This window comes from Pseudoxanthomonas broegbernensis (assembly GCF_014202435.1).
Classification (GTDB): domain Bacteria; phylum Pseudomonadota; class Gammaproteobacteria; order Xanthomonadales; family Xanthomonadaceae; genus Pseudoxanthomonas; species Pseudoxanthomonas broegbernensis.
In genome coordinates this window covers 359186-378178 of sequence record NZ_JACHGU010000004.1, presented here as the reverse complement: position 1 = coordinate 378178, position 18993 = coordinate 359186, and the positions used below count along the sequence as shown (strand labels likewise).

The window sequence follows — 18993 nt, the reverse complement described above, 5'->3', positions numbered from 1 at the left end:
CCCCGCGCGACCGCATCGCGCACCTCCGTTCCAACGTGGAAACCCCGATCCGATGAACGTCCTCCTGCGCCTCGCGATGCTCGCCACCGTCATGGCCGCCGCGCCGCCCGCTTCGGCGCGTGCCGAAGCGCAGGCCGACGCGCCGCAACTGCTGTTCCGGGTCTCGGCCGATGCCAGCCTGGTCGCCGACCACGCCGCCGGCGACCCGGTGCCCAACTTCCGGGACAAGGTGCGGGTCGTGCCCACCGGCGTGCAGGGCGGGGCGATCGAATGGGACGACGACGGCGTGCTGGCCTGGAACGCGCCGGGCAACATCCAGGCCCGGCGCGGCACCCTGTCGTTCTTCTGGCGCCCGCGCTACGCGGTGGGCGAGGCGCCGTTCGTGATCTTCCGCGTGGGCTACGCCGACCACAGCAGTTGGGACATGACCTGGCTGCGCATCGACTGGAACGGCCACGGCTTCGACGCCTTCGCCACCGACGCCAACCTGGCGCGCACGCGGGTGTCGTTCAAGCCCGACGCGCTGCCCGATGCGAAGTCCTGGACCCACCTGGCCTTCGCCTGGGACGAGGCCGTGGGCGTGCGCCTGTACGTGGACGGCCGGGAAGCGGCGCGAGCCGGCACCGATGGCCGCGCCTCGCTCGACTACGACGCCGCGCTGGACCAGCTCGGCCTGGCCGGCCGGGTGATGGCGCCCTACCAGGTGCAGAGCCGCTACAACTTCCTGCGCGGCGGCGACTTCGACGAGATCCGCGTGTACGACCGCATGCTCGACGCCGCCGGCATGGCCGTGCTGGCGCGGCGCGCCGACCTGGCCGCGGCCGTGCCCAAGGCCGCCGTCGAGGCCGGCGAGGCCGCCCGCCACCGGGCCTGGCTGCACCGCCATGGCTGGGACCACGGCCAGGCGCCGCCTGCACTGGAGGCGGCCACCACCTCGATCCGCAAGCTCGAGTTCGCCGACGTGCGCGACAAGAAGCAGTGGATGTGGAAGGGCACCGACGGCATCCCCGAGACCACCTGGCCGGGCGTGTACAACCGCTCGCGCCTGCCCGGCCGCAACGATTACTTCCAGTTGCCGGACTGGAACACCTACGTCGAGGGCGGCATGGCGCTGGACCTGGCGATGCCGGACGAGCCGTTCAACCGGGTGGAGATCCGCGGCGCGGCCTTCGGCCAGGCCACCCACGGCGCCGATGCGCAGCACCTGCAGCCGCTGTTCGAGCGTGCCCGGGGCACGGTGCGCAGCGTCCACCCCTTCGGCACGCGCAGCGGCGGCCACCTGCGTTTCGCCAACGCCGAGCAGGAAACCCCGATCCAGGAGATCTGGGCCTACCACGTCGGCGACGCGGCCGAGCCGGAAGGCACGGTCAAGCAGCGCTACTTCGTCGACAGCTCGGTACTGCCGGACTACGGGAACGTGCAGGCGCTGCGCCATTACATCGACGGCCGCTTCCCGGCCGCCGAGCGCAGCACGGTGATGGCCCTGCCCAAGGGCGCCGGCTCACGCAGGCGCGGCGACGCCTCGTTGCCGGCCTCGCCCGACCCCATCGTGCACGTGCTGGTCCCTTCCGGAGTGGGCGACGCGCCGCCGGCGCAGCCGCTGATCCGTAGCTGGGCCTACAGTTGGGAGAACATGCACGACGGCCTGGACGGGATCGCCATCGACCTGCCCGCGCTGGACCTGGCGGCCACCCACGACGGGCTGATCCCGCTCAACATTCGCGTCAAGGACCCGATCTGGCCGGCGCGCGACATGATCGACGTCTCGGTCTCGGTGCGCCCGGGCCAGGCGCGCACCGTGTGGCTGGATCTGCGCGACCGCATCCTCACCGCCGACAGCCTGTGGATCAGCATCGCCAGCGCCGCGCCGGGCTTCGGCGCCGCCTCGCTGGACGGCGCCCAGGTGCGGCTGGTGTTCAAGGACCGCGAGCGGGCGAAGAAAGAGCACGTCGCCGACCGCTTCAACCAGGTGCGCGACAACTGGGGCTTCCTGGTGGAGGAGCACACCACCTCCAAGCGGCAGCGCCTGTACGCGCGCGTGTACGCCGACCTGTCCGACCTGCTGCGGGTGGACCCGGACCACGCGCTGGGCCGGCTGTACTGGAACTACATCAGCTACGACAGCCAGGGCCGGCCGCCGTTCGAACAGCCGCGCGCGCCGCAGGGCGTGCCGCTGTGGGCGTTCCGCCAGGTCGAGGACCTGAAGTACGTGCGCCGCTTCGTCGACTGGTGGATCGACCACCGCCAGGTGGAATACGGCGACTTCGGCGGCGGCCTGTCCGACGATTCGGACCTGGTGCAGCAGTGGCCGGGGCTGGCGCTGATGGGCGTGCGGCCGGACAGGATCAACGCCTCGCTGACCGCGGTGTCCGACGCCATCCACCGCAACGGCATGGTCACCGACGGCCTGAGCACCATCGAGACCGACGAGCTGCACGCCTATGAGGAAGGCATCAACGCCGACAGCGCCATGCTCTACCTCAACTGGGGCGAGCCGCTCACCGTGGAGCGGCTGATGGCCACGGTGCGGGCCTTCGACCAGCGCATCGTCCTGCCCAACCCGCAGGGCCACCTGCTGTTCTCCAGCAACTGGTTCGGCGGCAACAAGGTCTATCGCGAGCCGAACTGGCAATGGCAGAAGCCGTATTCGTTCCCGGCGCTGCATCCGGCCTACCTGCTCGGCGACTTCAACGCCGACCGCACCGGCCGCAAGCTGGTCACCGGCCTGGCCGACGCCTACCTGGCCCATGCCTATACCGCGCAGGACGGGCAGTGGGCGCTGCCCAACGAGATCCACTGGGCCACCGGCCGGACCCGCGGCGGCGAACTGCTGCAGAGTTCCGGCGGCGGCGACACCCTGCACCTGTTCTGGGCCGCCTGGCGCTGGACCGGCGAGGACCGCTACCTCAAGGCGCTGGACTATCGCGTGGCCCGCAGCGGCCCGGCCGCGCTGGGCAACCTGGGCGAGAACTTCGTCGGCGTGCTCGGCCGCCAGGACGACTGGGGCCGCGCGCTGGTGGCGGCGGCCGACACGGGCGCCACCGGCTACGCCAGCCTGGCGGCCTGGCAGCACACCGGCGACAAGAAGTACCTGGAGGCGCTGCACGCCGAAGGCATCCGCGCCAAGGCGCAGCGCCACTACATGAACACCGAGGGCCACTGGTGGTCCGACCGGGTGGAGGCGCCCAGCGAGTTCCTGCAGCGCGCGCGCCTGGGCGGCATCGCGCTCAAGCGCAACCAGTCCTGGCCGGGCCACACGGTGAGCTGGCGTTTCGCCCGCGAAGGCGGCGCCGAGCAGGTGGCGATCCTGCTGCCCGACCCACGCCGCGACCGCTTCAAGGTGATCGGCTACAACCTGGATGGGCGGGCGCAGCCGGCGACCATGACCGGCTGGAACATCGCGCCGGGCACCAGGCGCATGACCTGGGGCATCGACCGCGACGGCGACGACCGCATCGATGGCAAGGCGTCCACCCGCGAGTTCGCGCTGGAGAAGAGTGCCTCGGTGGACCTGCTGTTCCCGCCCAGGCAGACCGTGGTGATGGAGTTCGAACGGGTGCGGGAGGGCAGCCCCGTCGAACTGCGCCCGGACCTGGGCATCGGCCGCGGCGACGTGCGCGTGGCCGGCGATGCGGTGGAGGTGACCGTGCACAGCCTCGGCCACGTCGCCACCGGCGGCGCATACGCCGTGCTGGAGGACTTGCGCGGCCGCGAGCTGGCGCGGGCAGCGGTGCCGGCACTGGCCGCACCGGCCGACCTGCAGCCGCGGACCGCGCAAGTGTCGCTGCCGCTGCCGCCCGGCGTGGACCGCGCCGGCCTGCACGTGCGCGTGGGCCTGGAAGACGGGGCCGCGGAAGTGACCGCCCTCAACAACCGGCTGCCGCTGCGATGAACGGCGCCGTCCGCCCGCGGCGGCCGGGCCCTGCGCTCCTGCGCTCGCGCACCGCAGCGTGGCCGGCCAGGTGCGGGCGTTGAAGCCGGCGACCCGCGCGGGCCAGGGACGCTGCCTGGACTTCCGGTGCGGTGCACTGGATTTCCGATCCCGCACCACCTGGCAAGAGCGTGCCAACGTGCGATGGAGCCTTCCCGCCCATCCCCGCCCGAGGAGCAGCCGCCTCTACGAGGTGCCGCGTTGCAGGAAGGGGGCCTGCTGCCAGAAACGGCGCTCCGCCCCGCGCGGGTCGTCGGCCTGGACGGCCGGCACGTCGAACAGCAGCGTCTGCCGGCGCGGCAACGAATACGGTTCCCAGCGCGGGATGCCGGCATGGTTCGGGTCGCCGCCGCGGGCGAAGGCCAGCACCGCCCCGCTCATCGCATCGGCCAATGCCTGCGCCTGGACGCCGTCGCCGGTGCGCGAACCGGGCTGGCGGACGTTGTCGAACACCAGCGGGATGTCCAGGGTGTGGAACGCGCGCAGCCGGCCGCCTTCCAGCGGCGAACCCCAGTCCAGCCGGTAGGCCCAGGTGGGCGCGGCACCGCCCGGCTGGCGCGCGCGCGCCTCCAGTTCCTCCACCGCGCCGCGCCAGGAGCGCCCGGCCGTGGTCGCGGCGAAGAACACTTCCGACGGCGTGTAGTGCGGGTACAGGCGGCGGTACTCGGCGACCACCAGGTCGGCGCGGATGTCCACGTACTGTTGCTTTTCCAGGCGCGCGGCCAGGTCGTCCCAGCCCAGCGCGAAGTTCCTCGGGTCGTTGCCGAGGAAGGCGCGGGTCTCGTCGCGGGTGTTGCCGACGACCATCGGGATCGCCGCCGACTGCGCCGGTGCGTCCGGCCAGAACGGGTGCCGCGGCAGCGTTTCCCCATCCATCACCGGGCCGAAGTACAGGCGGGCGTCCTCGACCCGCGAGAAGTCGTGCACCGCCGTGGCTTCGACGAGCGTGCGCCGCGGCAGCGCGCGCAGCCTCGCGATCGCGTCGGCCGACGCCGGATCGATGCCCGCCGCCGCCAGGAAGCGTCGTGCGCGCTGGGTGGCCGCGCGCGGCCCGGCGGCGGTGACCTGCTGCCCGCTCATGGTCCAGGCGCGGTGGAACAGGCCGCGCGCGGCCGGCATCGCCATCAGCGTGGCGATCTTGGCGCCGCCGCCGGACTGGCCGAACACGGTGACGTTGCCCGCATCGCCGCCGAACCCGGCGATGTTGTCGCGCACCCATTGCAGGGCCAGCACCAGGTCGAGCTGGCCGGCGTTGCCCGAGGCCGCGTACCGCGCGTCGCCGAACTGGCACAGGTACAGGTAGCCGAAGGCGTTGAGCCGGTGGTTGACGGTGACCACGACCACGTCGCCGCGCAGGCACAGGCGGGTGCCGTCGTACAGCGGGTCGCTGCCCGCACCGGTGTCGTAGCCGCCGCCGTGGAAGTAGGCCAGCACCGGGCGCCGCCCGCCGTCGCGCAGCGCCGGCGTCCACACGTTGAGGAACAGGCAATCCTCGTCGCCGTCCTCGCCGCGCTGCGGCGCCGAGGCGCCAGGCTCCAGCGCCGCGGCCACGCCGGCCCAGGGCGAAGGCGCACGCGGCGGCTGGAAGCGCAGCGGTGCGGTATCGGCGCCGTAGCGGATGCCGCGGAACACGTGCACGCCGCGCTCGCGCACCCCGCGCACGCGGCCGGCGCGGGTGCGCGCCACCACTGTGGGCGACGCGGCGGCGAAAGCCGGCGGCGCGGCGCCGGCCAGGGCGAGGCCGGGCAGGGCCGCCGCCGCCTGCAACAGGCGGCGGCGATGCGGATCGGCCGGGCCGTCAGCGGGGGCGGGCGATGGAGGCAGGAATGGACGCTCGGAGGACATGTTCAAACCCGAATGGAAGTATCGGAAGCCGTGGCGGCAGCGGCCGCCGGGCCCAGGCGGCGATGCGCGGCGGCAGGTACGGCGGCGATGGCCAAGGCGCACGAAGGACGGACCCTCGGCCGGCACGCGCCCGTATCCCGGCAGGCCCGTGGCCGGTTGCCCGCTGCGTCCGAGGCGATCCGAAGGCGGCGATCAAGGGCGGCCTGCAACGCCGGCGGCCGGGCCGGGTCCAGCATCGAAGGGCGTTCTCCCGGGGGCGGGACGGCCCGCGACGAAGGTTTTGCCGCAGTGCACATTGCCAGATGACACCGGTTTACCATATACCGTCCACAGGCCGCCGTCTTATGGCGGCGCAACACGACAGACCGCATCAGTTGGGAGGCGTCTTGAGCAAGGATAACGGCACCGCAAGCGGAACCACGGCAACGCCGGAACTGGCCGCGATCGCCGAACGCTTCACCCGCGCGCGCCGGCGCGGCGAGTCCCTGCCGGGGTTCCCCGGCACGATCCCGGACGACCTGGACACCGCCTACCGGGTGCAGGACATCGCCATCGGCCGCTGGCCCGACCGGGTGGTCGGCTGGAAGGTCGGGTACATCGCCGTCGAGCGCCGCGACGCGTCCGGGGACGAGCGCCTGCTGGGGCCGATCTTCGAACGCAACCTCTGGAATGCCACCGGTAGCATCATCCCCATCCCGATATTCGACGGTGGCTTCGGCGCGATCGAGGCCGAGTTCGTGCTGCGCCTGGACGCCGACGCTCCCGCCGACCGCTTGCACTGGACGCCGGAGGCCGCCGCCGCGCTGCCGGCCACACTGTTCATCGGCATCGAGGTGGCCAGCAGCCCGCTGACCACGATCAACGAACTCGGTCCGCGGGTGGTGATCTCCGACTTCGGCAACAACAACGGCCTGCTGCTGGGCGCGCGGATCCCGGACTGGGCCGCGCGCGACGAGGCCACGCTGCTGGCCGAGACCTTCATCGACGGCGCCAGCGTCGGCACCGGCGGCGCCCGGCGGCTGCCCGGCGGCCTGCGCGCGGCGTTCGCCTTCGCCCTGTCGCGCTCGGCCCGGCGCGGGCGCCCGCTGCGGCGCGGCGAGCTGATCGCCACCGGCAACGCCACCGGCATCCACGACATCGCCATCGGCCAGCGCGGTACCGTGGTGTTCCAGGGCCATGGCACGCTGGAGTGCCTGGCCGTGGCCGCCATGCCCCGTGAGGATCTCGCATGACCGCGCTCAGCCGCCGGCGCCTGCTGTTGGCCGGAGCCGGCGCCGCCTGCGCGCTGCCGCTGGCCGGGGCCGGGCGCGCCCTGGCCGCCGGCCCCGGCGACCCGGCCGGCACCCGCCTGCTCACCGCCACCGACGTGCACGTGTCCGACTACCCCACGGTCGAGGCGGTGCGCTGGATCGGCCAGGCCCTGCGCGAGCGCAGCGGCGGGCGCCTGGACATCCGCCTGTACCACTCCGGCCAGCTCGGCCGCGAGGCCGAGGCCATCGACATGGCCCGCTTCGGCGCCATCGACATCACCCGGGTGTATTCGGGCGCGCTCAACAACGCCTTCCCGCTGACCCAGGCGCTGTGCCTGCCGTACGTGTTCGACTCGGTGGAGCACATGCGCCACGCGCTGGACAACGGCGTGGCCGACACGGTGCTGCGCGGCTTCGAGAGCCGCGACCTGGTCGGGCTCGCGGTGTACGACAGCGGCGCGCGCTGCTTCTACAACATCAAGCACCCGATCGTGCAGCCGCACGACCTGCACGGCCTGAAGCTGCGCGTAGCCTCCTCGGACATCTTCATCCAGTTGCTGCGCCTGCTCGGCGCCAACCCCACGCCGATGTCGCTGGGCGACACGTTCTCCGGGATGGAAACGCACATGATCGACGGCGCCGAGAACAACATGCGCAGCTTCCATTCCAGCCGCCACTTCGAGGCGGCCCGGTTCTGGTCGCAGAGCGAGCATTCCTACGCGCCGGACATCCTGCTGGTGTCGCGCCGCACCTTCGACTCGCTGGCGCCCGGCGACCGCCGGCTGCTGCTGGAGACCGCGCGCGAGTCGGTGGCGGTGATGCGCCGGAAGTGGGACGAGTCGGAAGGGCGGGCGCGCCAGGCGGTGCTGGACTACGGCATCCAGGCCAACGCGGTGGACATGCCCGCGTTCCGCGAGGCGGCCCGCCCGCTGCGCGAGGCCTACCTGCACCGGCCCGAGCTGGCCGCCCTGTACCGTCGCATCCGCGACCTCGCCTGACATTTTCGTTTCCCGGGATTCCGCGATGTCCGAAGCCATGACCGCTCCGCCGCCCAGCGCCGTCCAGCGTGCGCTGGGCCTGATCGCCGCCGCCGCCATCGGCCTGGCTGCCGCCGCCCTGCTGGGGCTCGTGGTGGTGCAGGGCTGGCAGGTGTTCGCCCGCTACGTGATCAACGATTCGCCGAGCTGGACCGAGCCGGTCACCCTGCTGCTGCTGGCCACCTCGATGAGCCTGGGCGCGGCCGCCGGCGTGCACGGCAACCGCCACTTCGGCTTCTACCTGCTGCACGACCACGTGCGGCCGGCGGTGCGCCGCGCCATCGACGTGGTGGCGCAACTGGTGGTGGCCGCCATCGGCGCGGTGATCGCCTGGTGGGCGGGAGTGCTGCTGCTGGACGGACTGGACATCAAGACCGCGGGCGCCAACCTGCCGCTGAGCATCAACTACCTGCCGCTGGCGCTGGGCGGCGCGCTGATGACGCTGTTCGCGCTCAATCGCCTGGCACTGGCGCTGGCCTCGGACGAAGGAGCGCACTGACATGGAGATCGCGCTTCTGTTCGGCGTGTTCGCCGTCCTGCTGGTCATCGGCGTGCCGGTGGCCTACGCGCTGGCCGCCGCCTCGCTGGCCACCCTGCTGGCGCTGGGCCTGCCCTCGGTGGTGCTGGTCCAGCAGCTTTCCGCCGGCACCGGCACCGCCTCGCTGATCGCCATCCCGCTGTTCATCTTCGCCGGCGAGATCATGATGCGCGGCGGCATCTCCGAGCGCCTGATCGCGCTGGCCTCCTCGCTGGTGGGACGCCTGCGTGGCGGCCTGGGCCAGGTGTCGATCCTGTCCTCGCTGTTCTTCGGCGGCGTCTCCGGCTCGGCCATCGCCGACGTCTCGGCGGTGGGCGGGACGATGATCCCGCAGATGGTCAAGCGCGGCTACGACCGCGACTTCGCGGTCAACGTCAGCATCACCGCGGCCCTGGTCGCGCTGCTGGTGCCGCCCTCGCACAACCTGATCCTGTACTCGGCCGCGGCCGGCGGCGGGCTCTCGATCGCCGACCTGTTCGCCGCGGGCATCGTGCCTGCCCTGATGATGACCGTGGCGCTGATGATCACCGGCTATGTGGTGGCGCGCATGCGCGGCTACGGGGTGGAGGCGTTCCCCGGCTGGCGCGCGGTGCTGGTACGGCTGGTGGCGGCGCTGCCGGGCCTGGGGCTGGTGACCCTGATCTTCGTGGGCATCCGCGCCGGCGTCTTTACCGCGGTGGAGTCGGCCGCCATCGCGGTGGTGTATGCGCTGCTGGTGACCATCGTGCTGTACCGGCAGTTGCGGCTGCGCGAGTTCCTGGAGACGGTGACCCACGCCGCGCGCAGCACCGGGGTGATCCTGTTCGTGATCGCCGCGGCGGCGGTGTTCGGCTGGCTGCTGGCCTACCTGCAGGTGCCGACGGCGGCGGTGGACTTCCTGCAGTCGTTCGCGCACAGCAAGGCCATGGTGCTGCTGATGATCGTGGTCATGCTGCTGCTGCTGGGCACCTTCATGGACCTGGCGCCGATGATCCTGATCTGCACCCCGATCTTCCTGCCGGTGGCCCGCGCCTACGGCATCGACCCGATCCACTTCGGCCTGGTGCTGGTGCTGACCGGCGGCCTGGGGCTGGTGACGCCGCCGGTGGGCTCGGTGCTGTTCATCGGCACCGCCATCGGCAAGATCAGCGTCGGCCAGAGCATGCGCACCATCTGGCCGTTCTGGCTGGCCGGCCTGGGCGTGCTGCTGGTGGTGGCCTTCTTCCCGCAACTGTCGATGTGGCTGCCGGCGGTGCTGCGCGGCTGAGGCCCGGAGACGCCCCGCCCGCGGGGGTTCCCGCCCATTGCCCGCGAGGCGGCCGCCGGACCCGTGCCGCCGCCTCGCGGCGAAGCGGCGGCACCGCAGCGCGACCCGACCCGCCCAGCCGCGTCCGCTCCGGCTAGAATCCCTTGGATATCCACGTGAATCCGACCATGCCCGCGCGCAAATCCCCCGCCGATACGGCCTCCCGGCCCGCCGCCGCCGCTGGCAAGGCGGCGACCATCAACGACATCGCCCGCCTGGCCGGGGTGTCGAAGAAGACCGTCTCGCGGATCATCAACCACTCGCCGCTGGTGCGTAAGGACACTCGCGAGAAGGTGGAGGCGCTGATGCGCGAGGTCGGCTACGTGCCCGACCCGCTGGCGCGCGGGCTGGCGTTCCGGCGCTCGTTCCTGATCGGCATGGTCTACGACAACCCCACCGCGCAGTACATCGTGGACATGCAGTACGGCGCGCTGGACGCGCTGCGCGACTCCGGCTTCGAGCTGGTGGTGCACCCCTGCGACACCCGCAGCCCCGGCTACATCGACAGCGTGCGCCGCTTCGTCCGGCAGCAGAAGCTGCACGGGGTGATGCTGGTGCCGCGCGCCTCCGAGGACCAGAACCTGGCCGACATGCTGGCGGAGCTGAGCTGCCGCTACACCCGGATCGTGCCGGTGGGCTTCGACGACCACGACGGGCGCATGATCGTCACCCACGATCGCGACGGCGCGGCCGAGGCGGCCGACTACCTGCTGACCCTGGGCCACAAGGACATCGCCCTGATCACCGGTGCGCTGACCTACCGCTCGGCGATCGAGCGCACCGAGGGCTTCGTCCAGGCGCTGGCCATGCGCGGGGTGGAGGTACCGAAGTCGCGGATCATCGAGGCCAGCTACACCTTCGAGTCCGGCGTGGCCGCGGGCGAGAAGCTGCTGGCCGGCAAGGACCGGCCGACCGCGATCTTCTGCGGCAACGACGAGATGGCCGCCGGCGTGTACAAGGTGGCCCTGCGCGCGGGCATCAGCATCCCGCGCGATCTTTCCCTGGTGGGCTTCGACGACAGCCCGCTGGCCTCGCGCCTGTGGCCGTCGCTGACCTCGGTGCGCCGCCATACCCGCGACACCGGCCGCATCGCCGCCGCCACCCTGATCCGCACCGATCCCAGCCCGCTGCCGGTGGCCAGCGTGCGCCCGCACCTGATCGTGCGCGACTCCTGCCAGCCCCCGGCCTGAGCCGGGCGGCCGCGCCGCGCGCAATCCCCGGCGGATGCGCGCGCCCTCGCTTCCCCGCGTTCCGGATGGGGCCCGCCACCCGTTCCAGGGCCGTGGCCGGATCTTTCCGCAGTGCGGAATGACACCGGTTACCAAAATTGGCTAGACTCGTAGCCTGCCAATGGATGCGGGGGCCATTCCCGGCCACCGCCGCCCTCTCCAAGAGCCGCAGGAGCTGTTCGCCATGTATCAGAAAACCTATTACGCAACCCATCCCGGCGTCGTGCAGGGCGCCAGCAACGACGCGCTGCGCGACCTGTACCTGATCGGCGAGCTGTTCGCCGCCGACCAGGTGCGCCTGAACTACACCCACTACGAGCGCTTCGTGATCGGCGGCGCCGCGCCGGTGAACCAGGCCGTGTCGCTGCCCCGGCAGACCGAGCCGGCCTCGGCCGCGGGCAAGGCGTTCCTGGAGCGCCGCGAGCTGGGCGTGATCAACGTGGGCGCCGGCACCGGCACGGTGACGGTGGACGGCACCGCCTACGCCCTGGGCCCGAAGGACGGCCTGTACGTGGCCATGGGCAGCGAGGAGGTCGTGTTCGCCTCGACCGACGCCGCCACCCCGGCCAAGTTCTACCTGACCTCGACCCCGGCGCACGCGCGCTTCGAGACCAAGCAGCTATCGATCAAGGACGCGGTGGCGCTGGACCGCGGCGCGCTGGAGACCAGCAACGAGCGCACCATCTACCAGTACATCGTGCCGGCCACCTGCCAGTCCTCGCAGTTGCTGCTGGGCCTGACCGTGCTCAAGCCGGGCAGCGTGTGGAACACCATGCCGCCGCACCTGCACGACCGCCGCAGCGAGGTCTACTTCTACTTCGACCTGGGCGCCAACGACCGCGTCTACCACTTCATGGGCCAGCCGGACCAGCAGCGCCACATCGTCATGCAGAACGACGAGGCGGTGGTCTCGCCGCCGTGGTCGATCCACATGGGCTCGGGCACCAGCAACTACGCCTTCATCTGGGCGATGGGCGGCGAGAACCTGGACTACACCGACATGAACGTGCTGGACATCTGCCAGCTCAAGTAAGCCACCGCGCCGCGCGGCCCATCCCGCACGGCGCGCTCCGCCGGCGACCCGCCGCAACAACCGCACACTCGAAGGGGTACATCCGATGACGAATCCGTTCAGCCTGGAAGGCAAGGTCGCGCTGGTCACCGGCGCCAACACCGGCCTGGGCCAGGGCATCGCGCTGGCGCTGGCCGAAGCCGGCGCCGACATCGCCGGCGCCGGCATCGTGCCGGCCGAGGAAACCGGTGCGAAGGTCCGGGCGCTGGGCCGCCGCTTCCTCAACCTCGACGCCAACCTGATCTCGATCGAACCGGTCGAGCGGCTGGTGAAGGACACCGTCGCCCAGCTCGGCGGCCTGGACATCCTGGTCAACAACGCCGGCCTGATCCGCCGCGCCGACGCGGTGGAGTTCAGCGAGAAGGACTGGGACGACGTCATGAACGTCAACATCAAGTCCGCGTTCTTCATGTCGCAGGCCGCGGGGCGCCACTTCATCGCCCAGGGCCGCGGCAAGATCGTCAACATCGCCTCGATGCTGTCGTTCCAGGGCGGCATCCGGGTGCCCTCCTACACCGCCAGCAAGTCCGGCATCGCCGGCATCACCCGCCTGCTGGCCAACGAGTGGGCCGACAAGGGCGTGAACATCAACGCCATCGCGCCCGGCTACATGGCCACCGACAACACCGCCCAGTTGCGCGCGGACCAGGACCGCAGCAAGGCCATCCTGGACCGCATCCCCGCCGGCCGCTGGGGCACGCCGGCCGACCTGGGCGGCACCGCGGTGTTCCTGGCCAGCACCGCCTCGGACTATGTCAACGGTGCGGTCATCCCGGTCGACGGCGGCTGGCTGGCGCGCTGAGCGAACCGGCCGCCGGCCGTCCCCCGCGGCCAGCGGTATTCTTCAGGAGAGGCCTCCGGCCACGACCGCCCTCTCCCGCGGTCGCGGCCGGGAGCCGATCCTCCCGGAGCGAAGCCCGCCCCCGGCGCCATCGTCCGCTCCGGCCTCGCCCTCGTGGAGGACGCATGCTCCCGCACCGACCGCTCCGGTGGCTGCTCCCGATCCTGCTCGGCCTGCCCGGCCCGGCTACCGCTACCGCCACCGCCGCCACGCCCGCCGCACCGCACCGCGTCTTCCTGGCCGGCGACTCCACCGTGGCCGAGTACGGCCCCGAGCGCGCGCCGCGCAACGGCTGGGGCCAGCGCCTGCAGGATTTCCTCGACCCGGCCGCCTACCAGGTGCGCAACCGTGCCGTGGGCGGGCGCAGTTCGCGCAGTTTCGTCGAGGAAGGGCGGCTGCAGCCGATCGCCCGCGAGCTGCGCAGGGGCGACGTGCTGCTGGTGCAGTTCGGCCACAACGATGCCAAGTACGAGGACCCGCGCCGCTACGCCGACCCGGCGCGGGCCTACCCGCAGTGGCTGATGCGCTACGTGGACCTGGCCCGCGCGCGCGGCGCCACGCCGATCCTGGTCACGCCGGTGGCGCGGCGCCTGTTCGACCATGGCGCGCTACTGGACACCCATGCGCGCTACGCCGACGCGATGCGCGCGCTGGCCGCGCGCGAGCGGATCGCGCTGATCGACCTCGATGCCGGCAGCACCGGCTGGCTGCGCGCGCTCGGCGAGGAGGCGTCTCGGCCGTACTACGCGCACGTGCCCGCGCGCGGCGTCACCGACGATACCCACCTGAGCGTGGCCGGCGCGACGATGGCCGCCTGCCTGGTGGTGCGCGACTGGAAGGCGCTGGACCCGGCCCTGGCCGCGCACGTGGTGCGCGACACCGACTGCGGCGCGCCGGACAGCGCGCGCGAGGATCGTGCCGCGCAGGCACGCCCGTCCTCGGTGGTGCACGAATCGGACTTCGCCCGCCCGCAACCCGGCCCGCACGGCGGACCGGGCGCCACCACCGCCTATCCGCTGTTCGCCGACGCCCAGGACCTGCCCTTCGTGCTGCGCAAGCGGGTGCTGCACAAGGGCGCCGGCATCGGCCTGCACCAGCACCACAAGGACGAGATCTACTACGTGCTGTCCGGCCGCGGCCGCTACGTGCTCGACGGCCAGGTGCACGAGGTCGGTCCCGGCCACGCCATGCTCACCCGGGCCGGCAGCACGCATGCCATCCAGCAGGCCGGCGAGGACGACCTGGTGCTGCTGCTCGCCTATCCGGCGCACTGATCCGCGCGCCCACCGGCCCGGATACGGCGGCGACCCGCGTTTCGTTTCCCTTCCCGCGAGGGGCGCCACTCCGCGCGCCGCTACGCGATCGCACCTTCTCGCCGGGCGGCCGCCAGGAAGATAGGCGGCGGCAACCGGCTTCCGGGCATCCCGGCCATGCGGCGGGATCAGGGTGGGGACCTGGCCACCCCTTCCGGGATTGGCGCCCCCTGTGGATAGCGCGCCAGCGCCGCGTTCAGAACAGCTCGCCCTGCGGCGAGGGCGGGCGGGGCGCCACGAAGCGCCCGCTGTCCAGCCGTCGCGGGCGCACGTCGGCGTAGCCGAAGCGGCGGTGCGCCAGGGCGAAGCGCTGTGCCAGCAGGTCGGCATGGCGGCCCTGGCCGCGCATGCGCTGGCCGAACTGCGACTGGTAGTCGCGGCCGCCGCGCATCTGCCGCAGCACGCTCATCACCCGCTCGGCGCGCTCGGGCAGGTGCGCCTGCAGCCAGTCGCGGAACAGCGGCGCGACTTCGTGCGGCAGGCGCAGCAGCACGTAGCCGGCGCTTTCGGCGCCGGACCCGCGAGCCGCTTCCAGCACCGCCTCCAGCTCGTGGTCATTCACCCAGGGAATGGCCGGGGCGAACATTACCCCCACGGGCACCCCGGCCGCGTGCAGCCGCGCCATCGCCCGCAGGCGCGCGTGCGGGGCGGCCGCGCGCGGTTCCAGCCGCGCGCTCAGGCGCGGGTCCAGCGTGGTCACCGAGAAGTGCACCCGCACCAGGCCCTGTTCGGCCAGCGGCTGCAGCAGGTCCAGGTCGCGCTCGACCAGGGCGTTCTTGGTGATCAGGCTGAAGGGGTGCCGGCATTCGAGCATCACCTCGATCAGCCGGCGGGTCAGGCGCAGGCGCCGTTCGGCCGGCTGGTAGGCGTCGGTGTTGATGCCCAGGGCGATGGGATCGGGCCGGTAGCCGCGGCGAGCGAACTCGCGGCGCAGCAGTTCCGGGGCGTTGGTCTTGGCGAAGATCCGGGTCTCGAAGTCCAGGCCGGGGGAGAGGTTGAGGTAGGCGTGCGAGGGCCGGGCGAAGCAGTAGCTGCAACCGTGCTCGCAGCCGCGGTAGGGATTGACCGACTGGGAGAAGCCCACGTCCGGCGAGTCGTTGCGACTGATGATGCTGCGTGCGCTTTCCTCGTGCAGCCGGGTGCGCGGGCGCAGCGGGTCCGGCCCGCACTCGGTGTCGCCTTCCGGTGGCGCCCAGCCATCGTCGAACGCCTCGGTGACGGTGCGCTCGAAGCGGCCCGCCAGGTATTGCCGCGAGCCGCGGCCCTTGATCGTCTCTGCCATGCGCGCAGGCTAGACCGCGCCGTTCTCAGGCGTGGCGACCTGGCTGAGCGGTTCAGGTGCGGCGCGTGCGGACCCGGCTACGAACGGCCGTCTTGCCGTCCCCACCGTCGCGCCCAGGCGGGACTGCACGCGTGCCGGCTGCGGGCCTGGACGGCCGCCTGCGCACTGGCCCTCCGTGCTAAGAATCTGCCTGGCTGCTGCATGTGCGCGCATGCTGCGGCATGCTGGTGGCCCGCCCCATCGCGCGACCGGCACCCGGACATGTCCGCCAGAAACCTGGACTACTGCGGCCTGAGGCTCCTCGACGCGCTGCAGCGGGGCGCGCGCATCACCCGCCGAACCCTGGCCGAGCACATGGCGCGGCCACCCGGTGCTTGGCTGTGCCACGTGCACGAGCCGGAATCGCGCAGCCAATCAGCCACGCGCATGCTGCTGGGCGACGGCTATGGCGTGGAAGAAGATCGTCTCCCACTTCCTGATGGACGAGGACGAGCCGTTCAGCGGCTATCTGCCGCTGGACGCGCCACCGCGATGACCTCCCGCCAGACGCCCGGGGCCCGCCCATGTCCGCATTGCTGACCTCCACCCGGGAGATGCTCGGCGCGATCCCCTACCTGGGCCATGCCCTGGTCCTGGCCTGGCTGGTGTACGTGCTGTGGCTGTGCGCCTGGATCGTGCTGCAGAAACGCGAACCGGTGGCCACCCTGAGCTGGGTGATGTCGCTGGCGCTGCTGCCCTACGTCGGCTTCATGGTCTATTTCCTGCTCGGCCCGCAGCGGATCAAGCGCCAGCGCCTGCGCCGCGGCAGGACCCGCTCGGGCATGGCCCGGTACTCGGACACCTGTCCCGCCGACGACGCCTGCGCCGAGCTGTCGCGCATCGCCCAGGCCACCACCGGGCTGCCCCCGTCCAGCGCCCTGTCGGCGCACTGGCTGGTGGACGGCCAGGCCACCTACGCCGCGCTGCTGGAGGCCATCGCCGGCGCGCGCCATCACATCCACCTGGAGTACTACATCTGGAACCCGGACCGCACCGGGCTGCGTCTGCTCGACGCGCTGGCCGAACGCGCGCGCGCCGGCGTGCAGGTCCGCCTGCTGCTGGACGCCGTGGGTTCCTCGGCGCTGAAGGCCCGGCACCTGCGCCCGCTGATCGAGGCCGGCGCCGCGTTCGCCTGGTTCCATCCGACCCGCTTCCGCCCCTTCACCCGGCCCTGGGTGAACCTGCGCACCCACCGCAAGATCGTCGTGGTCGACGGCCGGGTCGGCTTCATCGGCGGCATCAACGTCACCGACGAGGAGAACGAGGCGGTTTCCGGCAACGCCTACCGCGACCTGCACCTGCGGGTGGAAGGCGCGGTGGTGCGCAGCCTGCAACTGGCCTTCATCGAGGATTGGATCTACGCCGACGCCTGCGACCCGGACGGCTTCGGCGAGCCGGGCTACTGGCCTCGGCCCGAGCCCGGCCCGGTGCAGGCGCAGGTGCTGGTGTCCGGGCCGGATTCGTCCTGGGAGGCGATCCACCGCCTGCATGTGGCGGCCATCCACGAGGCCCGGCGCCGGGTCTGGCTGGTCACCCCGTATTTCGTTCCCGGCGAGGCCGCGCGCATGGCCCTGACCTCGGCCGCGCTGGGCGGGCTGGACACGCGCCTGCTGGTCCCGCGCCGCAGCGATTCGCGGCTGGTCACCCTGGCCGCGCGCTCCTACTTCGACGAGCTGATCCAGGCCGGCGTGCAGGTCTACGAGTACGGGCCGCGCCTGCTGCACACCAAGGCGCTGCTGACCGACGACCAGTTGTGCATCGTCGGCAGCGCCAACTTCGACCACCGCAGCTTCCGCCTCAACTTCGAGGCCTCGATGCTGCTGCGCGACGCCGATGCCTGCCAGGCCCTGGCGCGGCTGCTGGAAGCCGAGTTCGACGCCGCCGCCCGGGTCCGCCCCGACCGGCCCGGCGGGCTGTGGCGGCACCGGCTGCCCGAGTCGCTGGCCCGCCTGCTCTCGCCCCTGCTGTAGGCCCCGGCGACGGACGGGCCGGGACCACGGACGCGCGGCGGCAGCCGGCGGCCCGCACATCGGGCATCATGATCCCGGCGCGGCGCCCAAGGGGGGCGCGCCTCCCGCCAACTGGAGGACAGTGATGCACTGGCTCTATCTACTCTTCGCCCTCGGCGCCCTGCTGCTGGCCATCACCACCACCCATGCCTGGCTGCTGGCGTTGTGCCTGATCGCCGCCGCCGGCCTGTTCGTCGCCTGGGCGCTGGCGCTGTACCAGCAGCGGGTCGGCGACAGCGGCCGCGACGCACTGGGCATGATCGACCCGACCGAGCTGCGGCGCATGCGCGAGCTGGCCGAGGCCCGCCGCCGCGCGGATGCCGGCGCCGCGCAACCCTCCACGCAATCCCGGGAGCGCACGCCTCCGCCTTCGGCATGACCCGGCTCAGCGTCAACGTCAACAAGATCGCGGTCCTGCGCAATTCCCGCGGCGGTGGCGAGCCGGACGTACTGGCCGCGGCCCGGGCCTGCCTGGACGCCGGCGCCCACGGCATCACCGTGCATCCGCGGCCGGACCGCCGCCACATCGTGGCCGAGGACCTGCCGCCGCTGGCCGCGCTGACCGCGCGCCGCGGGGTGGAACTCAACATCGAGGGCAATCCATTCGCCCCGCCGCGGGCCGGCTACCCCGGCCTGCTGGCGCTGTGCGAGCAGGTGCGGCCGGCGCAGGTGACCCTCGTGCCCGACGGCGACGGCCAGCTCACTTCCGACCACGGTTTCGCCTTCGACGGCGACCTGCAGGCCCTGGCCGTGCAGGTCGGGGCCTTCGCCGCGCTGGGCTGCCGGGTCAGTCTGTTCGTCGATGCCGGCGTGGCCGGGCTGGAACGCGCCGCGGCGCTGGGCGCGGACCGGATCGAGATCTACACCGGCCCCTACGCGGAGGCCTTCGCCGCGCGCGAACCGGCACCGGCGCTGCAGGCGTGCGCGGACACCGCGCGCCGTGCCCGCGCGGCCGGGCTGGGCGTCAACGCCGGCCACGACCTGTCGCAAGCCAACCTCGGCGCCTTCCTGGCGCAGGTGCCGGGCGTGCAGGAGGTGTCCATCGGCCATGCGCTGGTCGGCGAGGCGCTGTACGCGGGCCTGGCCGCCACCGTGCGCGGATACCTGTCGATCCTGGACTCGACGGCGCCCAGGGCCTGACTTCGGGCCGGCTGCCGGCCCGGCGGCCAATCGGCTACCGGGGCCACCTGGCGGATGGACCACGCGATACCGGGTGCGGTAGCGGGGCCGTGCCGGCCACAAAAGGACACGCCGCCCGTAGGCGGCGTGTCCGGCGCGTCGCATTCCGGGCCCCGCCGCTGCAGGAAGCGGCGCCCGGCGTG

At 72.5% G+C, this 18993-nt stretch carries 14 protein-coding genes; 12 read left to right on the top strand and 2 right to left on the bottom strand.

From position 1 onward, the window contains the following. The first annotated feature begins 76 nt into the window (after positions 1–76). Entirely contained in the window at positions 77–3892 is a 3816-nt protein-coding gene (locus tag HNR76_RS10745) for a LamG-like jellyroll fold domain-containing protein (RefSeq protein ID WP_425501775.1), read from the top strand. A gap of 225 nt (positions 3893–4117) precedes the next feature. Here the strand turns inward: HNR76_RS10745 and HNR76_RS10740 are convergent, their stop codons facing one another. After that, positions 4118–5776, bottom strand: coding sequence for a carboxylesterase/lipase family protein (locus HNR76_RS10740; RefSeq protein ID WP_162310436.1), 1659 nt, complete (start codon positions 5774–5776; stop codon positions 4118–4120). A 386-nt stretch (positions 5777–6162) separates the two neighbouring features. On the opposite strand from HNR76_RS10740, the gene HNR76_RS10735 reads away from it, so the two are divergent. From HNR76_RS10735 to HNR76_RS10700, 8 genes are all read left to right on the top strand, one after another. Further along, the gene (locus HNR76_RS10735; protein ID WP_183982233.1) at positions 6163–7008 is read left to right on the top strand and encodes a 2-keto-4-pentenoate hydratase; all 846 of its coding nucleotides are present in this window, start codon (positions 6163–6165) and stop codon (positions 7006–7008) included. Continuing rightward, entirely contained in the window at positions 7005–8024 is a 1020-nt protein-coding gene (locus HNR76_RS10730; RefSeq protein ID WP_162310437.1) for a TRAP transporter substrate-binding protein, read from the top strand. The genes HNR76_RS10735 and HNR76_RS10730 overlap by 4 nt, the downstream gene beginning before the upstream one ends. Positions 8025–8049: 25 nt before the next feature. Next, positions 8050–8562 (top strand): TRAP transporter small permease, encoded by a 513-nt coding sequence (locus HNR76_RS10725; protein WP_162310438.1) that lies wholly within the window; start codon positions 8050–8052, stop codon positions 8560–8562. Position 8563: 1 nt separating this feature from the next. After that, a complete protein-coding gene (locus tag HNR76_RS10720; RefSeq protein ID WP_162310439.1) occupies positions 8564–9847 on the top strand; it encodes a TRAP transporter large permease in 1284 nt (427 codons plus the stop codon). Between the two features lie 167 nt (positions 9848–10014). Further along, positions 10015–11076, top strand: a complete 1062-nt coding sequence (locus tag HNR76_RS10715; protein ID WP_162310666.1) for a LacI family DNA-binding transcriptional regulator — start codon at positions 10015–10017, stop codon at positions 11074–11076. 223 nt (positions 11077–11299) lie between these two features. Next, positions 11300–12148, top strand: a complete 849-nt coding sequence (gene kduI / locus HNR76_RS10710; protein WP_162310440.1) for a 5-dehydro-4-deoxy-D-glucuronate isomerase — start codon at positions 11300–11302, stop codon at positions 12146–12148. An 85-nt stretch (positions 12149–12233) separates the two neighbouring features. Next, positions 12234–12989 (top strand): 2-dehydro-3-deoxy-D-gluconate 5-dehydrogenase KduD, encoded by a 756-nt coding sequence (gene kduD / locus HNR76_RS10705; protein WP_162310441.1) that lies wholly within the window; start codon positions 12234–12236, stop codon positions 12987–12989. Positions 12990–13153: 164 nt separating this feature from the next. Further along, entirely contained in the window at positions 13154–14302 is a 1149-nt protein-coding gene (locus HNR76_RS10700) for a GDSL-type esterase/lipase family protein (protein ID WP_162310442.1), read from the top strand. 235 nt (positions 14303–14537) lie between these two features. Here the strand turns inward: HNR76_RS10700 and HNR76_RS10695 are convergent, their stop codons facing one another. After that, positions 14538–15623, bottom strand: a complete 1086-nt coding sequence (locus HNR76_RS10695) for a PA0069 family radical SAM protein (protein ID WP_162310443.1) — start codon at positions 15621–15623, stop codon at positions 14538–14540. A 563-nt stretch (positions 15624–16186) separates the two neighbouring features. On the opposite strand from HNR76_RS10695, the gene cls reads away from it, so the two are divergent. The 3 genes from cls (at position 16187) to HNR76_RS10680 (ending at position 18811) form a co-directional block, all read left to right on the top strand. After that, the gene (gene cls, locus HNR76_RS10690) at positions 16187–17632 is read left to right on the top strand and encodes a cardiolipin synthase (RefSeq protein WP_162310444.1); all 1446 of its coding nucleotides are present in this window, start codon (positions 16187–16189) and stop codon (positions 17630–17632) included. Between the two features lie 124 nt (positions 17633–17756). Next, complete coding sequence (locus tag HNR76_RS10685) at positions 17757–18050, top strand: hypothetical protein (protein WP_162310445.1); 294 nt, start codon at positions 17757–17759, stop codon at positions 18048–18050. After that, positions 18047–18811 carry a pyridoxine 5'-phosphate synthase gene (locus HNR76_RS10680; protein ID WP_162310446.1) on the top strand — a complete coding sequence of 255 codons (765 nt, stop codon included), beginning with the start codon at positions 18047–18049 and terminating at the stop codon, positions 18809–18811. The genes HNR76_RS10685 and HNR76_RS10680 overlap by 4 nt, the downstream gene beginning before the upstream one ends. The last annotated feature ends 182 nt before the right edge of the window (positions 18812–18993 follow it).